This is a genomic window from Streptomyces sp. CB03234 (genome assembly GCF_001905885.1).
GTDB lineage: Bacteria > Actinomycetota > Actinomycetes > Streptomycetales > Streptomycetaceae > Streptomyces.
On record NZ_LIYH01000005.1, the window covers coordinates 280,448 to 300,151 of the forward strand.

Consider the following 19,704-nt stretch of genomic DNA (forward strand, 5'->3'; position numbering starts at 1 on the left):
AATCTGCGTGGAAGGGGTCGGCGGCGGACAGGTGGCGGTAGCTGCTCATTCGGTGTCCGGGGAAGTGCTGGTCAGGTCGGTCATAGAGCCGGAGGAGAAGCACAGGTGCTGCTCGGCTTCGACCAGGAGATGCTGGACGCCGGGGTAGATGACCTCACCGACCTTCCACAGCGCGATCCCGCGGCGCAGGCGCATGATGTGCTCGGCCGTCCAGGACGGCAGCCCCAGCCGTGACACTGTGGCCTCTGCCTCGGATTTCTTCTGGGAGTAGATGACGATGGTGTCGGCCATCTTCAAAGCCGCTTGGGTCTCCGGGCTGTCGTCAATGTCCGACAGGTGGTGGACGATGAAAATGCAGCTCAGCCCATAGCCGCGAGCGAACTTCAGGAACTTCTCCAGAAGGCTGGCCAGCTGTGGAGTCCCGAGGACGTGCCATGCCTCCTCGCAGACGAGGATGCGCTTCCGCTGCGTGTAGCGGCGGCAGCCCGATTCCGGGTTCGGCCCGAGCTCCCAGGCCCCGGAGTTCGCGTCGACCACGACGCGTTCGTGCTGGCCCGGATCTGTCCCGCACTCGCACAGCGGGCGCAGCCAGACCTCTTCGAGGAAGACGCTGATGACCGCGACGAGGATCGTCATGGCGACGCCGCCGGACGGGACCTTGGTCAGGTCGAAGACGATCATGTCGGCGTCGAGATCCACGCCGAGGCTGGTCGGTCCGTCGAGCATGCCGGTGAGGTCGCCGGTCGCGTCCTGTTCGCTCCCACAGAGCCTGTCGAGTACGTACGACGCTTCCAGTCCGTCACCAAGGAGTTCGTCCCGCGTCCGCTGCTTAGCCGTGGCGTCGGACTCCTCCGGCGACCGGAGCGCGGCGGCGACGTCCGCCAGGACCGGTGTGCGGCCGAGGTCGCCCGCCCGCTGGTGGGCTCGGCGGATCGCGATGCGCAGTGCGGAGCCGGCGAACTCATCCAGGGGCTTGGCCAGGCCGAGTTCGACGATCGTCCGCACCAGTTCGATCTGCCGCTTGCCCGCGATGGCAGGGTCCATCGGGTTGATGCACGAGGCGCCGCGGCCCCCACCCGGGGCGAACTTCACCGGGGCTTTGCCGGTCAGCGAGCGGCCAAGCGCGGCCCACTCCCCCTCCTCCCGCTCTTTCTGTTCCTTCGTGTCGAGCACGACCACCTGACGACCAAGCCGGATCTGCCGGGCGGTGTAGGTCTTGGTGAGCGCCGACTTCCCCCGGCCGGTGTCGCCCATCACGATCATGTTGCCACCGGGAAGGCCGTCACCGAACGCCGAGAACGGGCAGTAGATGAACGCCTTCCCGCTGTACAGCTCCCGGCCGATGATCGCGCCCGCAGTACCGAGGGTGGGCGGCGCAATGGGGAGGTACAAGGCTTGGCTGGTGGTCGTCTCCGTGTAGAGCGGGCGGCGCACCGTTTCGTACATCGGGGACAGCGGGGCGAGGTCGAGCAGGTCAGTCACTTGATGCCTCCGGCGAGGGGGAGGGTCGTGGCGAAGGCGCGAGCGTGTTCGAGGTCGAGCCATTCGATCCGGAGGTGGGCGTTGCGGGCACGGGAAGCGGTCGTCCGCTTCGTGCGCTCCAGCTCTTCGGCGCTGCGCGCGGAGACGGTGATGTAGCCGACGACGGCGGAGCCGGCCGCGCCCGACGAGGCCAGGGCCATGCCCCGTGAGCCGGTGGCGCTGGCCGCGATCTGGTCGCGGGGGTCGATGTTCTTGCCGCGCTGACGGTCCCGGTGCATCTCCGCCTGATTGTTCGTGTCCTCCGCGAGCATCCGTTCCACGGCCTTGTCGTTCGGTTCGAGCTGCTGCGTGATCGAGACGGTGCGGATCACGTCGGGCATCCCGATCAGCAGCGGCGACAGGAAGTCAGGGCCCACGGGTGTGGTGGGCCACCCGACGACGGCCGCCGTGGCGTGGAACCAGCTCTCGGTGGAGCCCGCTGCGCGGGTGGCGACGTGGGCGCCGTTTCGGACGTCGACGTTGCGGGGGAACGCGTGAGCCCGCGGGAGGTCCGTGTCCCAGATGGCGTGGTCCGGGTCGTAGGAGTTGCGGATGAACGCGGTCATCCGGCCTTCATCCAGGGGCGCGATCACCGAAAGGTCGGCGTCCTCCGCGCGAGACCACAGTTCCTCCAGGTACGCGGCCATAGCGGCGGCGACCCCCTCGTCACCGACGCCTCGGGCCGCGCCTTCGGCCGCCAGGTCTCGGGTGAACTTCGCGTGGATGGTGATGTAGTAGCGGTGCTCTTCCGCCGAGGTGGACACGGCATTGGCCAGTACGTCGTACGAGTCCTTCAGCCACTGCGGCGCGTCAGCCGTCGCCGCCGACTCGTCGCGCTGCGCGATGAAGCGCTGATGGGCGTAGGGGTCGGACTTCATCTGCCGGGCGAGGACCTGAATCCGCTTTACCGGGTGTTCCTCGACGTTGCCGAACGCGTCGAGAAGTTCGCCCCAGCGCTCCAGGGCAACGACCTGTTCCCCTACCTCCTTGCCGCCCAGGCCGGGAGAGGCAATCTCCAGGGCGGCCGTGACGCAACGGGCCTCCGGCTGAAGGACCACGACCGCCTGCTGCCCGCGGACCGTGACCGGCACCCACGTCATGCCCGCGATGCCCTCCGGCTCCGCCAGGGCGGCGTCGGGCGGGGTACCGTCGCGGCCCACGCCGGCCTCGAAGGCCGGGGACACCCACACGCCCCCGGTACGGCGGAGCGCCTTGCGGTGGTAGCGGTTGATCCGCCACCAGCGGTACAGCGTGCGCCGCTGGGACGTGCCCTTCGGCCGATACGGGGCGTACACGATGACGAGGGCGACCAGGATCGGCAAGACGAGGCAGGTCGCGGCGACAGCAGTCACGCCGTTGAAGAGGTAGCCGAACAGGATGCCGGTGACCGCACCGGCACCGAGAATGACCTGTTCACCGAGGTCGCGACGGCCGACCAGGCCCGTGGGGCGGTGCTTTCCGAACTGATACGTACGAGTCGACATGGGTCAGTCACTGTCCTTGCTGGGGGTCGGCCGTCCGGGAGCCTGGCCGCCCGACGGCCGCGAAGGCGGCAGGGGCGTGACCGAGGGCCCGGAGCCCGAGGCGGTTCCTGATGCAGAGGAAGGGGATGTGGGCGCCGGCGTCGGAGAGGCCGCCGGGGCCGGGCCCTGCGGCGGCGAGGGCGGCTGCGCCGTACTCGGGGCTCCACTGGTTCCCGGCGGACGTCCGGACGCTGCGTGGCTGCTGGCCGAGGACCAGTCCGGAGGAGCGCTGACGACCGGGCCGGAGGTGGCTCCCTCGGGGCGAGCAGCGGCCGGCGCACCGGATGAACTGGCCTGGTCATCGCTGCTGTGCGGGTTCTGAGGTTGTTCGGAGCCGCCGCCGTTGGCGGCATCGGTGCCCTGCATGCCCGGAGAACTCGCGGCCTTGTTCTTCGCCACATCGACGCCGGCCTTCGCCACGGCCGCCCCTGCGGCGACCAGCGGCCCGGCTGCGGCCGTTCCGCCGCCCATCTTGGTGGCCCCGGCCGCCTTGCTGCCCGCCGTCTTCGTGCCGCCGACCAAGGCGTCCTGCACGTGCGAGTTGATCGCACGGTTCGCATGCTGGCCGGGACCGTCGATCACAGCGGCCGGGCCGGAGGACTGGGCGGTCTTCCGGTCGTGGTGGAGCTGGGCCATCTCGTCACCGAAGGCGGGCACCCACTTGTAGAGCGTGCCAGAGGCGAACACCGCCAAGAGCAGGATCAGCGCACCGACCAGCGTCTTGGAGACCGCGTCGGACATGCTGCCCGACGAGTCGCTGAGGATCGCGCCGCCGAGGCCGAGCAGGGCGAAGAGGACGGGCTTGGTGAGGCCGATCGCCACGATCGCTCCGACCCACTTCTTGCTCTTGCCCCACAGATCCCTGTCCACCAGCCCCGCGTTCACGATGGGTCCGAGCGCGACGGCCACATAGATGGCCGCGCTGCGGATCAGCAGCTCGACCCACATCAGCAGCGCGCCGAACATCATGATCAGGTTGACGACCAGCAGCTGACCCACACCCTCTGTGGGGTTCGCTGCCATCACCTTGAGGATGTTTTCCAGGAACGGCTTGAAGTTCGAGGTGGCGTACGGCTCGAAGATGGCCGTGACTTCGTCAATGGCCTTCATCAGCAGGGCGATCGCGCCCGGTGTCATCGCGTTGACCACGAACTGGAGGAGCAGGAAGCCGATCGCCTCGGAGACTGCGGTGGTCACGGCGACCCCGCGGACCGCCCGCTTGGCCACGGCGATCAGCCACAGGGCCACGGTGAGCAGGCTGGAGGCCGCAAAAATGATCGCGTACTGCTTCAGGAAGCCAGCCGACGTGAGGTCGACCTTCGTCGTGTTCTGGATCAGCTCCAGCATCTTGCGCAGGAACCAGATGTTGGCCTCGGTGAGCTTCTGGAGCAGGAAGCCCAACGGGTCCTTGACGAAGTCGATCGCCGCCTTCGCCTCGCACACCATCGGGATGTAGCAGAACGGATTGGCGACCGCGGACGGGATGAAGAGGAACCCGATGATCACGTTGACCATGGCTACCGTCTGGAGGCGGTGCCTCCAGCGGCCCGGGGTGCCCCGCTCGATGGTCAGCAGGCCCGGGGCGTCGTCACGCAGTCGCAGGCGCATTGCTTGCACCCCCCACGTCCGCGAAGCTGTCGGCCGGAGCGGCCTCCTGCATGGCGGGCGGCGACGGTACGAGCGGTTCGGACGGCGTGACGGCCGTCGTCTTCCAGGTGCCGTCATCCCAAACGAGGTCCACGGTCATCCGGAGGAAGGCAACCTGCGGGCGCTGCGTCTCGTCCTTCCCGGCAACGCCGCCCACCGACGCGGTCCACAGCTCCACGCTCGCGGCTTGGCCGGAGTACGAGATCAAACGGGTGGCGAGTGCTGCCGTCCGCGTGATCAGTTCGCTTCCGTCGGCGGTCTTACCATCGACGCCGACCCCGCGGTTCTCCATTACCAGGCGGGCCGTCGAGTCCGTGTCCGAAGTGACCGAGTGCAGCACGCTCGGCGCTGCGGTAGCCGCCAGCATCCGGTGCCGCCAGTCCTCATCGGTGAAGAACCTGGGATCGCCGTAGAGCATGGTGGCGCTGACGGCGGCGGCGCGGGCGCCGCGCTCGTCTCGTCCGTACACTGCCGGGAATCCGTCCCGTCCGGCGGCGCCGCTCAGGACGGGGTCTTCTGCAGCGGTCGGCACGTAGTCGGAGAAGTCGCTCGTAACGTTCGACGCCTGCCGTGCGTCGATCGGTGCAACGAGCCCCGTCGTGCTCGAACTATCCTTCAGCTTCCAGTCGTTGGACTCCCAGGTGAGCGTGACCGTCACCGACTGGAAGCCCGCCTTCGGCGTCGCGTGCCCGGCAGCGCTGCCGCGAACCGTCGTCGTCCACAGTCGGACCATCGCCCCGTGAGCGTCGAAGCCCAGGACGTGAGCCGAGAGGACACCGGTACGGGCGATGGCCTGCTTGGCGGAGACCTTGGAGTTGTCGCCCCGGAGGGCACTGACTGCTCCAGCGGCGGCGTGGTCGGCCTTCTTCGTCGCCGTGGCGGCAGTGCCCTGGGCCGCCATGACCGACACGGCGCGGTGGCGGATTTCCTTGTTCGTGAGGAACCCGGCACTGCCACTGACCGTCGTGTAGTTGGCTGCCGCAGCCTTGGCGCCGGCCTCCGTGTGCGGGTATCCCACGGGGACACCGTGCACCTCACGCACGCCCCCACCGCTCGCCTGCGGTGCCGTGTGGGCGGGTGCTGATGAGGCGGGGGCGGGGGCGGTCGGGTTGCCGGTGGCCAGGCTGACGATCACCCCGGCCACGGTGACGACCGCTGCTCCACCGGCGGCGATGCCCCAGAGCTTCGGGGACGGCTTGCGTGCTCCGGCCGCCTTCGCGGAGGAATCGTTCCTCCGTCGGGATCGAGGGGCCATGGGTCACACACCCATGCCGTACGTGATCGCGAAGATCGTGCCGAATGAGGCCACGAGGAAGACGCAGGCCAGGCCGCCGACCATCATGCCCTTGCCGCGCGAGCTGTCCATGGTGGAGTGGCCTTCACCGAACCACCCCTTGGACTTGCCGACGCCTGCGAGGAACGCGCCCGCGCCGACGACAAGGACCACGGCGGCGATGACGCCGAGGATGACCTTCGCCGTGTTGCCGAGCTTGCCGAAGGGGCCCCAGTCCGGCTTCACGCCGGAGACGACGTCGGCCCCCGCGGCGAGGGTGGTGTGCAGGGAGGGATCGGCAGCGGCAGACAGGAGGCTGTGCATGTTGAGTCCTTGGTGCTTTAGGTGACTAGGGGGAGTTATGTGGCGATTAGCCGATGTGCCGCATCGCGATGATCTGCGGCTTCCAGTAACTGAGCGGCTTGATCCGCACCTGGGCGCCCGTGTGGGGGGCGTCGATTACCTGGCCGTCGCCGATGTACATGCCGACGTGTTCGGGGCCAGCGCTGCCGGGAACGGTGAACAGCAGGTCACCAGGCGCAAGTTGCGAAACGCTCTTGACCGGGGTGCCGGCGTGGACCTGGTCGTAGGTGGTCCGTGGGAGGTTCACTCCCGCCGCAGCCCAGGCCATTTTCGTGAGCGACGAGCAGTCGCAGCCGCCCATGCCCTCGTACGGCATGACGCAGCTGCCACCCCACCGGTACCAGGTGCCCAGGGCGGTCTTCGCTGCGGAGATCGCACGGGCGGCGCCCTTGCCCGCTGGAGCGTTCGGCCGGACGGCTTCCGCCCACTTCGCGGCGAGTTCACGGATGTTCCGCACGTAGTCGCGGGTCTCGGGGTACGGCGGGATGCCGCCGTACTTGATCACGGCGCCGCCGCCCGCGTTGTACGCGGCGAGCATGTTGTCCGTCGAGTCCCCCGGCACCTTCTTGACCTCTTTGGCGAGGACGCAGTCGTACTTCGCCTGTGCAGCGATGGCGTCGGCCGGGTTACGGATGTCCTTGATTCCGTCACCGTCGCCGTCCACGCCGTGCTGAGCCCAGGTCGCTGGCATGAACTGCGCAATGCCAAGAGCACCCACAGGTGACGTCGCGCCGGAGTCGAACTTGGACTCCGTGTAGAGCTGAGCCGCCAGGAGCGAGGCCGTTACCTGTGGACACTCGCCCGCGTGCTTGTTGATGAGTTCGCGGACCCAGCCAGGAACAGGTGCGTCCGTCGTGATACCGCCGCCGGGGCCGGTCTCCTGCGCCGAGGCGCTATCGGCTCCACCGAAGGTCGTCAGCAGGGCGATACCCGAGACGACCGCGGCCGTGAACACTGCCAGGCCGGCTTGCGTGCCTTTGTTCATCGCGGCCTGTCACGCCCAGGGCAAGGCGGTGACGCGCCAGCCCGCGGGGGTGTGCTCCAGGCGCAGAGCGATGTGTTCGCTGCTGCGGCGCGCGGGCCCGGACTGCGGGGTCGTCGTAAGGGTGTAAGCCACTCGGACCAGGGCGGAGGACTTCGTCACGGCCGGTGCCCCGTCGGGGACCACGGCAGAGGTGATCTCGACTGTCTGACGGGCCTTTTCGGCACGCAAGGCTGCCCAGGCGGCGTCCTGACTCGGCCGCTTCTGGGCCAGGACGCCCGCCAGTTCACCTGTCGCGAGCCTGGCCGCCCGAGCGCCGGCATCGGCGTACGAGTCGTCCTTGCCGTCACGTGCATCGTGCTCGGCGTAGGCCGTGGTGAAGGCCCGCGCCGTGTGCTCAACGTCCCTCGGCAAGGCGGTACTTGGCGGTGTTGCGGCGCTTCCCGTGCTCGGTGAGGCCGTCTCGGTGATGCCCGCCGAGACTGAATGCGGTGGTGCGGTCGTGGTCTGGGGCGGGCTGTCTGTCGAGCTGGAGCAGCCGGTCGACAGAGCTGCCAGGGAACCGACTATCCCCAAGGTGGCAGATATAGGTATAAAACGGCTGGATCGAGGCATGCGGGAACCACAATCTTGATGCAGGGATTTCGAGAGATCGGGTGTTGCGGCCCCTGAGAGAGGGGCCGCAACACCCCTTCGCAGAAGGAGGGGGGAACTCCTCTTGCGGGCTTTACCGGCGATTGCCGAAGAATTAGAGGACTGGACCGGGGCCTGCGGGCCCCTATCCGGAGTACTTCTGATTCACGGGAAGGTTCAACCGTTCTTCACGTCAGCGCCGAACCCCGTGCCCATCGTCAACCCCGCGTCATGCGCTACGAGGGTGAGTCACGCAAGATTCATTACTCATATCAAGGCCATCAACCCCTCAATCGCTTAGCGAGATCGCCGAACAGATCCATCGGCCAGAAAGCGCCTTGTGGCGTTGGCCGTGCCTGAATCCTCGCAGGGGTTCGCGGACAACTCGAATCAACAAAAAAGTCGGAACCTAATTCCAGGAATTAGGTTCCGACTTCTGCGGCCGGGAGGGTGTTTCGGGCGGTCTGGCCCTAAAAGGTCGTGCGGTGCAAGTGCTCGATCGCCACGCCGAGCCACGGCGCGGGCGGGCCGGTGAGGAGCAGCGGCGCGCACACGGTGTACGAGAGCACGACTTCGGGCTGTCCCGTCGTAACCCCGGCCAGGAGGGCATGGTCGAACGGCAACCAAGCAGAAGACCCGAACGGCCTGAGCCGTACTCCGGCGGAGGTCAGTGCCACCCGAGCCATGGTGTGATCTCGCCACTGCGGCTCAGCGGCAGCCTCTGCCTCCTGGCGCCGCTGGGTGTCCAACCGGTGGTTGGGCACCCAGCGCCGGCCGAAGGCCGGGTGGTTCTCGAAGTAGCCCGCCGGCCGCGCCTGGACGACGTCAGTTCCGTAGAACCGGGCGACCGAGCACACGACATCCGCCAGGGCGATCTCCCCGTCTGCGAGGGGTAGGTCGTCCACCTGGACAGGTGCAAGTTCGCCTCCGTTCTGGAGGTGGAGCGCGAGCGCTGCCGCCGCGTGAGCGGCATCAGGGCGGGCGGCGTCCTCCGACCAGCCCTGTCGGCGTCGCCACATGGTCCTTCCCTTCTGATCAAGCAGACCGTCCATGGCCTCTACAGCGAGGAGCCGCAGAGGCCATGGGCACCTGTGAGATGAAATCACCAGAGGGCGCTGGAGGCAGCCGCGGGTGTCTTCGCTGCCTCGTCTTCCTCTTCCTTCAACCGGGCCAGCAGCAGGCCAAGACGATCGTTGCTGATCGGCTGGTGTGCCCGGACGGCCTGCTTCACGGCGTCACGACTTATCCGTCCGGCCTTCTCCGAAGCCGCCCGTGCGATCGGCAGTAGATCCGCCAGCCACTCATCGTCGACCTCCCGGTCCTGCGGGGACTCGGTGCCGTCCGGGACGGGGGTCTTTTCCCCGTCCGCTTGGGTGCGGACCGTCACCGAGACGGAGGGTTCGGCTGCCGCCGGCGCCGCCGTAGCCGCCCCTCGGTCCGCCGGGGCGGCGGGCGGTCCGTCCGCCTGGTCCGGCGCCGCACCCGCGCTGTCCGCACCTGCGGAGGAGTTGCTATTCGGCTCGTCGTCATGAGGCTCACCGGTATGAGCAAATTCGGGCTTCAGCAGGTCCACTCGGGCGCCAGCAGGGCTGTCCGCCGCGGACGAACGAGCCGGAAGGCTTCGCGTTTCGTCCGCCGCCGCCCCCATCGGACGAGGAGGCTCCGGCTGGCCCGCGATGCCGCCGAGCGGCGAGACGTCTCGGCGGACCGGTCCGGGACCGCTGTCTGTGCCGTCCCGGACCGACAATTCGGCGGTCCGCGCCATCAGGATGTAGAGGTGCACGGAACCCGCCAGCGCAAGCGGTGCGAGCGTCGACAACACACCGACGACGCTGTCCGCGAGGTGGAGCGCGGACCGTCCGGCCTGCGGACCGTGGTTCAGCGTGATGGCGTGCAGCGCGTTCGCGCCGAGACTCGCGCCGGTGGCCGCGAGGAAGAGAAACCACGTGTACAGACGAGCGACGAAGCGCTGGTGGCGTAGGAGCACGATCGCCCGGACGCCGTACGCAATGAACCCGTCGATGAACACGGGGAACAGGTAGCTCAGTGCCTCCCGCGCATGTATCGCAATGGCGATCTGCCGCAGTGCGTCGTAGGAGAACGCGAAGCCGGCCGCGCCGAGCAGGATGATCGCCGAGCGGTCCCAGGCCGTCATACCGCGGAGGCTGTAGACGCCCTGCGGCTCCGGCGCCGTCGACACTATGTGCGGCCGAGACATCAGAGGTTGCCTCCGTCACGAGGGTCAATCGACTGCCAGGCCGGGGTCTGGGAGAGCAACTGTCCGAGCTGTTCCAGGGACGTCACCTCGTGCACATGCTGACTCGGGCAGCTCACACATGAGACCCGCAGCAGGATGCGCTCCGTACCTCCTTGGTCGGTGTAGTACAGCTCCAGGTGCTGTCCACCGACGGTGTCGAGCGACGCGAAGGCTTGCAGGTGTTCTTCGAAGGAGAGGAGCCCCAGGACCTCCCAGTCGAGGGTGACCGCCTCGTCACCCAGAAGACGGCGTGCGTACTTCGTCGCCGCTGTGATGGACCTCGGGCCCCAGGTGCGGAAGGCGTTCTCCCGCGCGGCTGTGCGCCGCTCCTCGGCGGTCGTGAGGCGCTTGGCCGCAGCGAACATAAGCGGGTGACTCATCGGGGGCCTTCCAGGAAAAAGCGGGTTGGGACCGTGTCGCCTTCGACGGATTCGTTGGCGAGGCGGAGGAGCACGTCCGCGTGACACGGCATGTCGAGGGGGCATGTGCACATCAGGTCGAGGCCGCGTAGCGCTCGCGCGAACCGGGCCGCGTAGCAGCGGCCCACCGGGCCCCGGAGCGTGGCGGCGAAGAGGTCTACTGCCTCCGCCGCGTCCATCGGCGGGCCGAGTGGAGAAGGAGAGCGGTCACCCGCCTTGAACGGGTTCTCGTACCGACTGCAAGGGCCGACGTATGCACAGGCTGTGGACAGTGCTGCGGCGTCTCCAGACCCTCCGCGAAGACGGACGGGCATCAGGCTGCCCTCCCGCCACGGCGCCGGTCAGCACCGATCATCGGCACGAGGCTCGTCACCATCTCGGCCAGACGGCTCGCCACCCGAGCCCCGACGAAGTCGGTCAGGTCCGGCCCGTTGTCGTCGCGAGCGGGCAGGTTAGAGGTGATGATCGTTGGCAGGCAGTGGTTGTACCTGTAGTTGATGAGCCGATACGTCACCTCCTCGGTCCACTCCGAGGTCTTCGCCGTACCGAGGTCATCGAGCAGCAGGTACTGCACCTCGCTGAGCTTCCTCAGCTCCCGCTCCGCCGCCCCCATGACATGGGACGGGCGCAGGTTGCCGTACATGTCCGCCGAGTTGACGGCGATCAGCTCGAACCGCTCGGGGCCGCCGGCCGCGATCCGCCTCAAGGCTCCATAGGCTTGGTGAGTCTTGCCCGTCCCGGTGAGGCCGGTGAGGAGTAGGGCGCCAGCGGCAGCATTGTCTGCGAGAGCGCGATCGGCCCAGGCCATGACCTCCGGGACCGTCGCTTCAGCGTCACCGAACCGGGGAGGGGTCGCGGTCCGCCACCGGCTCAGCGCGTACTCGGCGCGAGCGCGATGGTGCCATTCGCGGTCGCCCGGGTTTTCTTCCGGTGAGTCGTCGGCAGGGCTGTCAGGCACGACCTGAATTCCTTTCGTGGCGAGTATTCGTTCCAGGGCGCGCATTGACCTGGCGCTGCCCGCGCGTTCCGGCTCCGCCATGGTCAAAATCCGTTCTGGTAAGCGCTGGGTTCGGCTGTGTTCTGAAATGGCACCCAGCCGCCGGTCTGGCGCCGCAGGGGAACGACGTTGCCCTGGGATGCCGCAGCGGGGGCGTGCGACGGGAGGTCCGCCCAGATGCGGAGCAGGTAGCGGGCCGACTGCGGCGGTCGATCTGCGTTCCACCGCCGAGCGACCATCTCGACTAGCCGGTCAGGTCCCCAACGGCCTGCGAGAGCTGTTACCCGATCCCATTCCGATTCGGTCAGCCGCCATCCCACGAGCATGCCGACACCGGTTATGGCTGTTACCAGCTCCTTGGCGCCATCGGGAACCTTGACCGATTCCTGATTGGTGGCGCGGCTCTCGCGGTTCGACCCAGGCAAGCTAGCTTGCTTTTTAGTGGTGGTAATACTCCCGTAGGGAGTATTACCACCACGCGCACGCGAGGACGAAACTTCCGAATCGCGGTGCAGAGACTTCCCACTTGCAGCCGTCGAGGCAGATTTCTTGGAAGGGGCTTCCTGGAAGTGTGTTCCCTCTCCCGGCGCTTCGGAAGGCGAAGTGGGAACTTCCGTCTCTGTCTCGGCGACCTTGTTGACCAGAAGTATCGAGTAGCTGTTTGGGTTCGAGGCGCCCCCTCCGCGCTCGTGGCTGAGTTCACCGAGCGTCGCCAGCTCGCCGAGGCACTTCGTTATTGAACGCGGGGTGAGACGGGTGATGGTTGCTATCTTTTCCAAGGTCAGCGTTGCCCTGCCCTTATCGTCGGCCTCACGGGCGAGTGCCAGCATGACGAGACGGGAACCCCTGCACGACTTGGAGTGTGTCCAAACCAATTCAGTCGCTATATCGCTCATCGGAAACTCCCGTCAGCTATCGCTATGCGGCGGGCGAGGGAAAGGCCAAAGGAGTGGTCATCTTCGGGTACGTACCCGTTTTGATGCGGCTCGGGAGTGAGGTACAGCGTGCCGGTGGGGAGATAGAAGTCATGGGTGCGGCGCCAGTCGGCAGCGTCGCCGAACTTGCGCCTGATCATGCGGGCCACCATTTCTCCGGATCGGCGGTCAATGAGCATGCGGTAGAAGTCCGATTCGAACAGGTGGGTAACAGACTGGCGTTCTGGATATACCCGCACTAGAACGGCCGTGGGTGCTATTTCGCGGATCGCGGCACCGAGATTCACGCACGGCGAAGCGCCGGGCTCGTTTTGTGGCATGGGGAGAACTTCCGTAATCGCAACGGCTACCGTACGAGGAGAATCGTTTCCTCGGTAGAGCTGAGTCAGGCAGCGTCGGCGCTGTGAACAGGCAGTGGCGCGGTCGTCCAGGACCGGGACTTCTGTCGGTGGCGTCGCGCGAGTTTCAAGAGGTAGTCGTGCGTGACGCCGAGCCCCCGAGCAACAGCGGTAGGTTCGAGTGACGGGTCTGCCGCGAATCGAGCAATCACCGCGTCCCGCTCCGCCTTGTTGAGAACCGCGGTACAGCCCCGAAGGGCTCTCTGTATGGTTTCTTCGTTCACTCGCTGGTGCCACGCGGCGCGCAGTGCGGACCGCTCAGAGGCTAGGAGACCAGCCCGAATACCGAACTCGTCGTCGTACTTGAGCGATTCGACTAGACATCGGGCAGCCACAGCCAGCGGACACGATGCGCAGAGGTTGCGCGGCCGGTTAAAGGACGTACCCAGCTTGCTCTTTACCGCATCAGGATCTTCGCGGGGGCCATCCCCAAGGGGGACGAAGATGTCGATGTCTTGGTTGGAGCACCGGGCTTCTTCTGCCCAGTGCTTCCCGGGGGCTTTCTTCGACTCTTCTATGAGAGGAGACCAGTCCCCCTGGTATGCAGCCTCGATGAGGCCGCGTATGTCAGTGCTCATTTGTGTCTCGCGTTGTTCACGGCGCCAAGCGCTTACATGCACCCGAACGCAAAGGAGATCAGAAACGCTGGCGCGAACGCTTGGAAGGCTGTAGCGACATCAGTGCCGACTCGCGTTCTTTCTCGCTCGCCATGCCCGGAGTTACCAGATGCATGTCCGAAATAGCGCGGAGGTCTTCCTCCGCGAACTGCACGAACTTCCCGAACTTCCGGTGAGGCAGCTTGGAGATGTGTTCCCGTAGCCACTTTTCCGGGATGTTCAGCCGTTCGGCGGCTTCGCTGTATCCGATATGGAGACGCTTATCGCGAGGTTCTGACGTCCGGTTGGTTAGCAGTGCGTCGATGCCGCCGGCCTGAGCCAGCAGGTTGATTACGGCGGCGAGACCCTGCAATTCGGTGGGCTCAAAGGCGGCAGGTCCTACGTTCGCCGGTGCCACGGCCGACATCATGCTTCCAGTCCGCGGAGCTGAGCCGTCCGCAGGTCGAACGCATGGCCGCCCGAGGCTGCCCATCCGGCCTGCGGGAACGAGCGGATGATCCACCGTGCGATGGTCAGCGCCTTCGCGCGGGGGACACGGACGGCGTGCCCGCGCTCGTTTACGGCGGTGAGTCCCAGGTGGGGCCACAGGGTCCGGGGACCTTTGAGGCGGACCTCTACGACGGCAGCCTCGGGGGGCAACATGGACGTCAGCTGTGCGGCCAACCGTTCAGCGGGGCTCGAAACGATGTCCGGCTTGGGGTTGCAGCCCGCAGTAGGGGACATGCGACACTCCTCTATGTGGTACGCCGCTCCGTAGCGCCGTGCGAAAGGACACGGAGCGGCTGTGCGAGTGATCGGTGCCCCTGTCGGGGGTTGCGGATCACGAGCTGTCTGGCGTCCGGGAGGTGCGAACTCTCGGGCGCCGATGGCGTTCAGGGGGAAGGAACGCGCACGAGTCGAGCGCGGCTTCTCCTCTCCACCGAGCCTTGCCCCAGGTGGGGTTCGACAGGCGGGCGAAGACAGAGGGGGGTGCGAACCCCCTCGTTTTTCGCTAAACTGAAGCTATCCCGGTTCCCAGAAAAAGTCAACAGACCGAGGTTTCCTCGGTTCGTCCAAAAAACGAGGTCCGATGCCAGCTCGCCGCTTCGATAGAGCCCGTGTGCGCGCGGTACGTCGAGCCGCCGAGGTCTCGCAGTCCGACGTGGCCTCTGCCCTTGGTGCTGCGGATTCGACGGTGGCGGGGTGGGAGTCGGGTGCAAGCGTCCCAGACCAGGAGAAGCTGCCCGCCCTTGCCAAGGTGCTCAAGCAGCCGCTTGACGACCTGTTCCCCCGCGACGGCTTGCCCGACCTCACCGATCTGCGGTGCGACGCCGGCCTCTACCGGTACGAGATGGCAGCGGTCATTGGCACCAAGAGCGACGGTCCAGTGGCCGGCGCGGAGCAAGGCGTCCGGCGCCTCAAGGACAGGTACCTCCCTGCCTTGGCGAAGGCTTATCACGTGACCGAGGACGAGCTGAAGCGAGCGCAAGAGCGCTCCTTCGCTAAGGCCCGGGGTGAAGAGGTGAAGGGCGAGGCTGCCGCTGGCGCTGCGGTCGAGGGCCCTCCCCGAACGCTCGCCGAGAAGATCACCCACTTCTTGGAGCGCTCGTACCCGGCGGGGACGGCGCCGGATGACGAAGAGATCGCGGAGGCGGTGAACGCGCACGCGGGGTCGCAGGTCACCACAGCCGAGAACATCGAGGCCCTTCGAACGGGTGCTGACGAAGCCCCCACCCCGGTCGTCTTGGAAGGTCTCGCCGACTTCTTCGGCGTCACGCGTATGTACTTCGAGCCGGACGACGCCGTAGCCCGGCAGGTCTACGAGGGGCTTCGCCTGATGTCCGCGGCCAAGCAGGGGAAGGTGGGCCGAGTCCGAGCCCGCGGTCTCGGTGCCGAAGGTCTGCCGGCCGATGTCCTCTCGATCCTGAACGATCTCGCGAGCGAGCTGGACAAGAAGACCGACCCGGACGCCAACGGGTAGTGCCCCGTCCCCAGGACTCAGGAAGTCACGGAAACAGGGCACTGACCGGCCACTTCTACTCCGCTGCGGCGTTCGGCTCGTAACGCAGGCCGGAGGCGAACACGGCGCGGACGTCCTTCAGCGCATCGAGCTCAGCGAGCGGGTCGCCGTCGACCAGAAGGAGATCCGCTCGATAGCCCGGAGCGATCCGCCCCGTGACGGAGCCCAGCCCCAGGGCCGTGGCCGCGTCGGACGTCGCCATGTCGATGATCGAAGCGTTCGGCAGGCCCAGGTACGAGTAGAACGACAGGGCCGGGACCAAGCCGTCGAAGCCCGCGCGCTGCACGCCCGCGTCGGTTCCTGCCATCAGGCGAACGCCAGCGTCGGCCATCCGCCGCACGAGGTCGAACATCGCAGCGGCGCGCTCCTCGCCGAAGAAGCGGGGCAACATCTGCCAGTGAGGGCTTACCGCCGGGCAGACAGCGATCCCCTGCGTGATGATCTTCTGGACCACGTCCGGGCGGAAGTCGAGGCCATCGCTCGTCATCCACGTGCAGTGCTCGATGGTGTCCACGCCCGCCTCCACGGCGGCGGCGATGCCGTCGGCACCGTGCGCGTGGGCCGCGACGGGAACACCTGCCTTGTGGGCCTCGTCCACCAGGGCGGCCAGTTCCCCGGCGGTGAACTGGGACTGGTGGCTCTTGGGGCCGTCCTTCGTCAGTCCGCCACCAGTGACCATCGCCTTGATAACCCCGGCGCCCGCCGCGAGGTTGCGTCGTACGAGGTTGCGGATCTCGGCTTCACCGGAAACCTCACCGCCGAGGAAGTGACAGTGCCCGCCCACGGTGGTTGCGGGGGTGCCTGCGGACACGATCCTCGGTCCCGGTGTACGACGATCGCTGATCTCCGCTGCTAGACGAAGCGCCAGCCCGCCCCGGTCACCGAGGTCACGGACCGTGGTGACACCACTGTGCAGGAGCTGTTCCGCCCGCCGGCGCATGTCCTCGAACAGCACCTCATCCGTCGAGTTCTGGAGGGTGGCCACCGGATCAGGCCCGCCGTCGAATGCGAGGTGAACGTGCGCGTCGATCAGCCCAGGCATGACGGTTCCGTCGAACGCGAACCGAGGTACGTTGACGCCGGCCTGCTGCTCGATCTCCTTACGCGGCCCGACAGCAGTGATCGAGTCGCCCTCGATGAGAACGGCACCGTCCTCCAGATAGGCCCCCGAGCCGACAAGCACACGGCCACCGGTGATCAGCATCTTGCCTCCTTGATCATCGCGGGTCACGCCGCATCACGCAGCGCGTCGGACACTGCAATCAGTTGTTTCACATCCGACTCCCGGTCGCTTCCCAGAGCCATGGCGAGGGGGACAGCCCGGCGGGGTGCGGGGACGCCCTTCTCGATCCGGGCGGAAGCCCGGCGAAGCCGGACCGCAAGCTCTGCGGAGTCGATGTCGAAGAGCGCGCTGCCGTCGTCATCTTCATCCAGCAGGTAGGGGCTGATGTCCACCAATCCGTCGCGGCACTCCACGATGCGGCGGTGGTAACGCCGGTGCACACCACGAGCCCGCCACCGGTCCAGCGCGGCAGGAGACGCCGGCCTCAGCACGTTCTCGGGGTACGCCTCCGCCAGCAGCTCCCATAGAGGAGCGAGGCGACGATGATCACGCCGGTGGCGGAGCCACAGCCGCAGGGAGGAAATCCGGGCTCGCGCTCCGGAGTACGTGATACCCGCCGCGAACAGCAGGACGGACGCCACCAGGAGGAAGGCAACGGCGGCCATAAGAGGATGGGGCACGACGACACCGGCCCAGCGAACGGCGACGATGACAGCACGGATCGCACAGGCCACAGCCATCGCCCCCAGGCCGACAGCCGCCATCCAGAGCCCGGTTGAGTGCGGGCGTCGGGACATGCGGGCGTAGCGGCGAGTCCACCGGCACGCCATGCCCAGGGCGTACATGAGGTAGAGCCCGGCCCCGCCGTAGAAGAAGGCGATCTGCGGAATCGTCATGTCGGCCGTGCTGAAGCTGCCAGCGAAGACCTCGTGCGGCACGGACACCGCAGCCACCGTGATGGCTACCGCGACGACCCCGACGACGACGGCTTCCTTGCGCGCCCGGCGACGGCCCGCCTCTTCGTCGGCGGCGGAGTAGAGGTAGAAGCACATCAGGAAGTACATCGCGAGGAGCAACAGCACGTTCTGTATCAGCTTCGCTGTCCCGTGGCCGGCGACCGTATCGACGCCGGACGCGCCGCCAGGCATGGCGACGGGATACGACAGCCCAGCACAGAGCAGACAGAGGGTGACAGAACGCAGCGGTGCGTCATGAGGAGAACGCTTCAGCTGGTAGAGCTTCCAGACGATGGCGGCCACGAGCCCCAGGAGTAGCAGTGCCATGAGCTACAGCCACCCTCGCCGGTCAGCAAGAGCCGACTCCACACGACGAAGGGACGGGTCGTCCGACAGCGGAGCTGAGCCGTCCAGCAGGGATGACCACTCCAGGATGATGGTGGCGACTAGCTCGACGGAGCACTCCTCGCCGTCCTCGTACGAGCAGCGGCGTTGCGCGACGCGTTTGATCGCCTCGGGGCTGAAGACCGGCAGCATGGTGGCCCAGCCCTCAACGTAGACGGCCGTCTCCTCGTCGGAGTCGACCGCGGAAACTGCTTCCGTCTCCTCGTCCGCGGCCTTTTCTGCGGCCGCTTCGTTCTCCGCTACGAGGATGTGACCTATCTCGTGAAGCTTGATGTGATCTTGATGCAGGCGGGTTGTTTCCTGCTGGTACAGGATCACGTCGTAATCCTCGTACTCAACCCACATACCCGAAGGCCCCGGCTTCGGCAGCGGAGCTTCGCGCAGGTACAGGGGGCGCCCCCGCCGTCGGCTGAATGCCTGGCAGAGTTCGTCAACATCGAGCGGGGGAGTCACCCCGAGGTCTTGCAGCTCACGCCGAATCAGACGATGCAGGTCCCTCTCCACCGTCCGGTTCGCGGCTGAGCGCCAGCGCCCGAATCGGCGACGGCTGAGTCCGCCCTGCACAGGCACCCCGGACTTCGCCGTTCGACCACCCTTACCTGACCACACCGAGTAATCCCTCCAACCGGCCGTGATGGCTCCCGAGCCGGGCAACTCTCCGCCCGTGTCGATGACGTCTGGTTCCCGGCGCCGGAAACGAGCGCAGGCAGATACGCCTGTGCCCCGCCACAGCCCCGCAAGGGAAGGCCGGACACCCGGCTTCGAGATCCTCTCGCCCACCTAGATGTCACTTACGCGAATCCGAGCTGGGACATCGAGCGAGCTGTCTCGGTGGAGCCCCCAGGAACCTCTTTGGACAGTACGTGACGGTTCAGACAAGGCATGGCTTGAAAGGCATGATCAATTCTTGTAGACCGCAGGTAAACGCGACCGATCAAACTGTGCCAAATCGGCCAGGCTCGGCGATCAGGCACCTCCTTGAGCTGCGACTTCACGTCCTGGCGTGGACGCCTCAAGGTGATCGGTGGTGCCAACAGGTCCGTTATGAATCCGAGATGTTCAATCCTGAAAGGCTTATCGCAAACAGGCTCGAATAGGGCAAATGCCCAACTCGGAGCGTATGTGGCCGTGGTCACTCTGGGGCAGTTCGGGCACTTTCCCCTTTACGCTTCTAGGCATGCCGAACGCGATATTGAGCCAGTCGGATAGCTACTTGGAGTTTTGGGGCGAATACCATCTGTGCACATTGACCACGCTGCGGCCTGATGGCCGCCCGCACGTTGTACCCGTCGGCGTGACGGTCGATGCCGCCGCTGGAGTGGCCCGAGTTATCACCCGCAAATCCAGTCGTAAAGTCGCCAACGTCCTTGCAGGCGGGAACGCGGCCCGTGTCGCGGTGTGCCAAGTCGATGGCGGCCGGTGGGCAACCCTTGAGGGTGTGGCGGAGGTCCGCACGGACGCCGCGACGGTCGAGGACGCCGTCGCCCGCTACGCAGAGCGATACAGGAGGACGCCCGCCCCGGACCCTGAGCGGGTGGTCATCCTCATCACGGTCGATCGGGCGATGGGGCAGACCCTCGCTCCGGTACCCCGGGAGATCTCAAGCTCAAGCGCTGCGGCGTAAGGCGGCTACATGGAGCGCGGGTGATTGGGTGCGAGCGCCCCAATCACCGCAGCCTGCGTGATGCGGCGGGAGCTCGTCGGGGATCCGTGCAA

The 19,704-nt window shown here is 66.8% G+C and carries 21 protein-coding genes; 2 read left to right on the plus strand and 19 right to left on the minus strand.

The genetic code is table 11. The annotated features are described in order from the left end of the window. Positions 1-45 precede the first annotated feature (45 nt). From AMK26_RS22600 to AMK26_RS22670, 16 genes are all read right to left on the minus strand, one after another. Positions 46-1,482 (minus strand): ATP/GTP-binding protein, encoded by a 1,437-nt coding sequence (locus tag AMK26_RS22600; RefSeq protein ID WP_073756547.1) that lies wholly within the window; start codon positions 1,480-1,482, stop codon positions 46-48. Further along, positions 1,479-3,005 (minus strand): SCO6880 family protein, encoded by a 1,527-nt coding sequence (locus AMK26_RS22605; RefSeq protein WP_073756548.1) that lies wholly within the window; start codon positions 3,003-3,005, stop codon positions 1,479-1,481. The genes AMK26_RS22600 and AMK26_RS22605 overlap by 4 nt, the downstream gene beginning before the upstream one ends. Positions 3,006-3,008: 3 nt before the next feature. Beyond that, entirely contained in the window at positions 3,009-4,652 is a 1,644-nt protein-coding gene (locus AMK26_RS22610; protein WP_241838021.1) for a hypothetical protein, read from the minus strand. Further along, on the minus strand, positions 4,633-5,826 hold the full coding sequence (locus AMK26_RS22615) for a hypothetical protein (RefSeq protein WP_241838022.1): 1,194 nt from the start codon (positions 5,824-5,826) through the stop codon (positions 4,633-4,635). The genes AMK26_RS22610 and AMK26_RS22615 overlap by 20 nt, the downstream gene beginning before the upstream one ends. Before the next feature lie 123 nt (positions 5,827-5,949). After that, on the minus strand, positions 5,950-6,288 hold the full coding sequence (locus tag AMK26_RS22620) for a hypothetical protein (RefSeq protein ID WP_079277754.1): 339 nt from the start codon (positions 6,286-6,288) through the stop codon (positions 5,950-5,952). 46 nt (positions 6,289-6,334) lie between these two features. After that, positions 6,335-7,312: a bifunctional lytic transglycosylase/C40 family peptidase gene (locus AMK26_RS22625; protein ID WP_073756550.1), complete on the minus strand. Its 978-nt coding sequence runs from the start codon at positions 7,310-7,312 to the stop codon at positions 6,335-6,337. A 9-nt stretch (positions 7,313-7,321) separates the two neighbouring features. Then, on the minus strand, positions 7,322-7,723 hold the full coding sequence (locus AMK26_RS22630) for a hypothetical protein (RefSeq protein ID WP_241838023.1): 402 nt from the start codon (positions 7,721-7,723) through the stop codon (positions 7,322-7,324). A 689-nt stretch (positions 7,724-8,412) separates the two neighbouring features. Continuing rightward, a complete protein-coding gene (locus AMK26_RS22635; protein ID WP_241838024.1) occupies positions 8,413-8,994 on the minus strand; it encodes a hypothetical protein in 582 nt (193 codons plus the stop codon). Between the two features lie 50 nt (positions 8,995-9,044). Next, entirely contained in the window at positions 9,045-10,097 is a 1,053-nt protein-coding gene (locus AMK26_RS36315; RefSeq protein ID WP_241838025.1) for a DUF2637 domain-containing protein, read from the minus strand. 62 nt (positions 10,098-10,159) lie between these two features. Beyond that, on the minus strand, positions 10,160-10,579 hold the full coding sequence (locus tag AMK26_RS22645; RefSeq protein ID WP_073756552.1) for a DUF6195 family protein: 420 nt from the start codon (positions 10,577-10,579) through the stop codon (positions 10,160-10,162). Next, a complete protein-coding gene (locus AMK26_RS22650; RefSeq protein ID WP_073756553.1) occupies positions 10,576-10,932 on the minus strand; it encodes a DUF4326 domain-containing protein in 357 nt (118 codons plus the stop codon). Before AMK26_RS22650 ends, AMK26_RS22645 begins: the two co-directional genes overlap by 4 nt. Further along, positions 10,932-11,657 (minus strand): ATP-binding protein, encoded by a 726-nt coding sequence (locus AMK26_RS22655; RefSeq protein ID WP_073756554.1) that lies wholly within the window; start codon positions 11,655-11,657, stop codon positions 10,932-10,934. Before AMK26_RS22655 ends, AMK26_RS22650 begins: the two co-directional genes overlap by 1 nt. 2 nt (positions 11,658-11,659) lie before the next feature. Continuing rightward, positions 11,660-12,445 (minus strand): hypothetical protein, encoded by a 786-nt coding sequence (locus AMK26_RS36735; protein ID WP_143608599.1) that lies wholly within the window; start codon positions 12,443-12,445, stop codon positions 11,660-11,662. Between the two features lie 62 nt (positions 12,446-12,507). Next, on the minus strand, positions 12,508-12,870 hold the full coding sequence (locus AMK26_RS36740; RefSeq protein ID WP_143608601.1) for a hypothetical protein: 363 nt from the start codon (positions 12,868-12,870) through the stop codon (positions 12,508-12,510). A 65-nt stretch (positions 12,871-12,935) separates the two neighbouring features. After that, a complete protein-coding gene (locus AMK26_RS22665) occupies positions 12,936-13,526 on the minus strand; it encodes a WhiB family transcriptional regulator (RefSeq protein WP_073756556.1) in 591 nt (196 codons plus the stop codon). A gap of 58 nt (positions 13,527-13,584) precedes the next feature. Beyond that, the gene (locus AMK26_RS22670) at positions 13,585-13,962 is read right to left on the minus strand and encodes a helix-turn-helix domain-containing protein (protein WP_241838026.1); all 378 of its coding nucleotides are present in this window, start codon (positions 13,960-13,962) and stop codon (positions 13,585-13,587) included. 702 nt (positions 13,963-14,664) lie between these two features. Here AMK26_RS22670 and AMK26_RS22680 point away from each other — a divergent pair. Continuing rightward, the gene (locus AMK26_RS22680) at positions 14,665-15,525 is read left to right on the plus strand and encodes a helix-turn-helix transcriptional regulator (protein ID WP_241838027.1); all 861 of its coding nucleotides are present in this window, start codon (positions 14,665-14,667) and stop codon (positions 15,523-15,525) included. Positions 15,526-15,580: 55 nt separating this feature from the next. Here AMK26_RS22680 and AMK26_RS22685 read toward each other — a convergent pair whose 3' ends face one another. The 3 genes from AMK26_RS22685 to AMK26_RS22695 are packed head-to-tail and all read right to left on the minus strand — an operon-like array spanning position 15,581 to position 18,306. Beyond that, positions 15,581-16,768, minus strand: coding sequence for an amidohydrolase family protein (locus AMK26_RS22685; RefSeq protein WP_073756560.1), 1,188 nt, complete (start codon positions 16,766-16,768; stop codon positions 15,581-15,583). A 23-nt stretch (positions 16,769-16,791) separates the two neighbouring features. Beyond that, the gene (locus tag AMK26_RS22690) at positions 16,792-17,910 is read right to left on the minus strand and encodes an MAB_1171c family putative transporter (RefSeq protein WP_073756561.1); all 1,119 of its coding nucleotides are present in this window, start codon (positions 17,908-17,910) and stop codon (positions 16,792-16,794) included. 3 nt (positions 17,911-17,913) lie between these two features. Beyond that, entirely contained in the window at positions 17,914-18,306 is a 393-nt protein-coding gene (locus AMK26_RS22695; protein ID WP_241838028.1) for a hypothetical protein, read from the minus strand. A gap of 859 nt (positions 18,307-19,165) precedes the next feature. Between AMK26_RS22695 and AMK26_RS22700 the strand changes: the two genes are divergently transcribed. Then, positions 19,166-19,612, plus strand: coding sequence for a pyridoxamine 5'-phosphate oxidase family protein (locus tag AMK26_RS22700; RefSeq protein WP_073757056.1), 447 nt, complete (start codon positions 19,166-19,168; stop codon positions 19,610-19,612). Positions 19,613-19,704: the final 92 nt, after the last annotated feature.

Excerpts from the sequence above, each read along its gene's own strand:
- AMK26_RS36735 (WP_143608599.1), bottom strand. The coding sequence starts at position 12,445 with ATGCTGGCACTCGCCCGTGAGGCCGACGATAAGGGCAGGGCAACGCTG.
- AMK26_RS22605 (WP_073756548.1), bottom strand. The coding sequence starts at position 3,005 with ATGTCGACTCGTACGTATCAGTTCGGAAAGCACCGCCCCACGGGCCTG.
- AMK26_RS22665 (WP_073756556.1), bottom strand. The coding sequence starts at position 13,526 with ATGAGCACTGACATACGCGGCCTCATCGAGGCTGCATACCAGGGGGAC.
- AMK26_RS22645 (WP_073756552.1), bottom strand. The coding sequence starts at position 10,579 with ATGAGTCACCCGCTTATGTTCGCTGCGGCCAAGCGCCTCACGACCGCC.
- AMK26_RS22610 (WP_241838021.1), bottom strand. The coding sequence starts at position 4,652 with ATGCGCCTGCGACTGCGTGACGACGCCCCGGGCCTGCTGACCATCGAG.
- AMK26_RS22690 (WP_073756561.1), bottom strand. The coding sequence starts at position 17,910 with ATGGCACTGCTACTCCTGGGGCTCGTGGCCGCCATCGTCTGGAAGCTC.
- AMK26_RS36740 (WP_143608601.1), bottom strand. The coding sequence starts at position 12,870 with ATGCCACAAAACGAGCCCGGCGCTTCGCCGTGCGTGAATCTCGGTGCC.
- AMK26_RS22625 (WP_073756550.1), bottom strand. The coding sequence starts at position 7,312 with ATGAACAAAGGCACGCAAGCCGGCCTGGCAGTGTTCACGGCCGCGGTC.
- AMK26_RS22620 (WP_079277754.1), bottom strand. The coding sequence starts at position 6,288 with ATGCACAGCCTCCTGTCTGCCGCTGCCGATCCCTCCCTGCACACCACC.
- AMK26_RS22655 (WP_073756554.1), bottom strand. The coding sequence starts at position 11,657 with ATGGCGGAGCCGGAACGCGCGGGCAGCGCCAGGTCAATGCGCGCCCTG.
- AMK26_RS22700 (WP_073757056.1), top strand. The coding sequence starts at position 19,166 with ATGCCGAACGCGATATTGAGCCAGTCGGATAGCTACTTGGAGTTTTGG.
- AMK26_RS36315 (WP_241838025.1), bottom strand. The coding sequence starts at position 10,097 with ATGACGGCCTGGGACCGCTCGGCGATCATCCTGCTCGGCGCGGCCGGC.
- AMK26_RS22635 (WP_241838024.1), bottom strand. The coding sequence starts at position 8,994 with ATGGACGGTCTGCTTGATCAGAAGGGAAGGACCATGTGGCGACGCCGA.
- AMK26_RS22685 (WP_073756560.1), bottom strand. The coding sequence starts at position 16,768 with ATGCTGATCACCGGTGGCCGTGTGCTTGTCGGCTCGGGGGCCTATCTG.
- AMK26_RS22650 (WP_073756553.1), bottom strand. The coding sequence starts at position 10,932 with ATGCCCGTCCGTCTTCGCGGAGGGTCTGGAGACGCCGCAGCACTGTCC.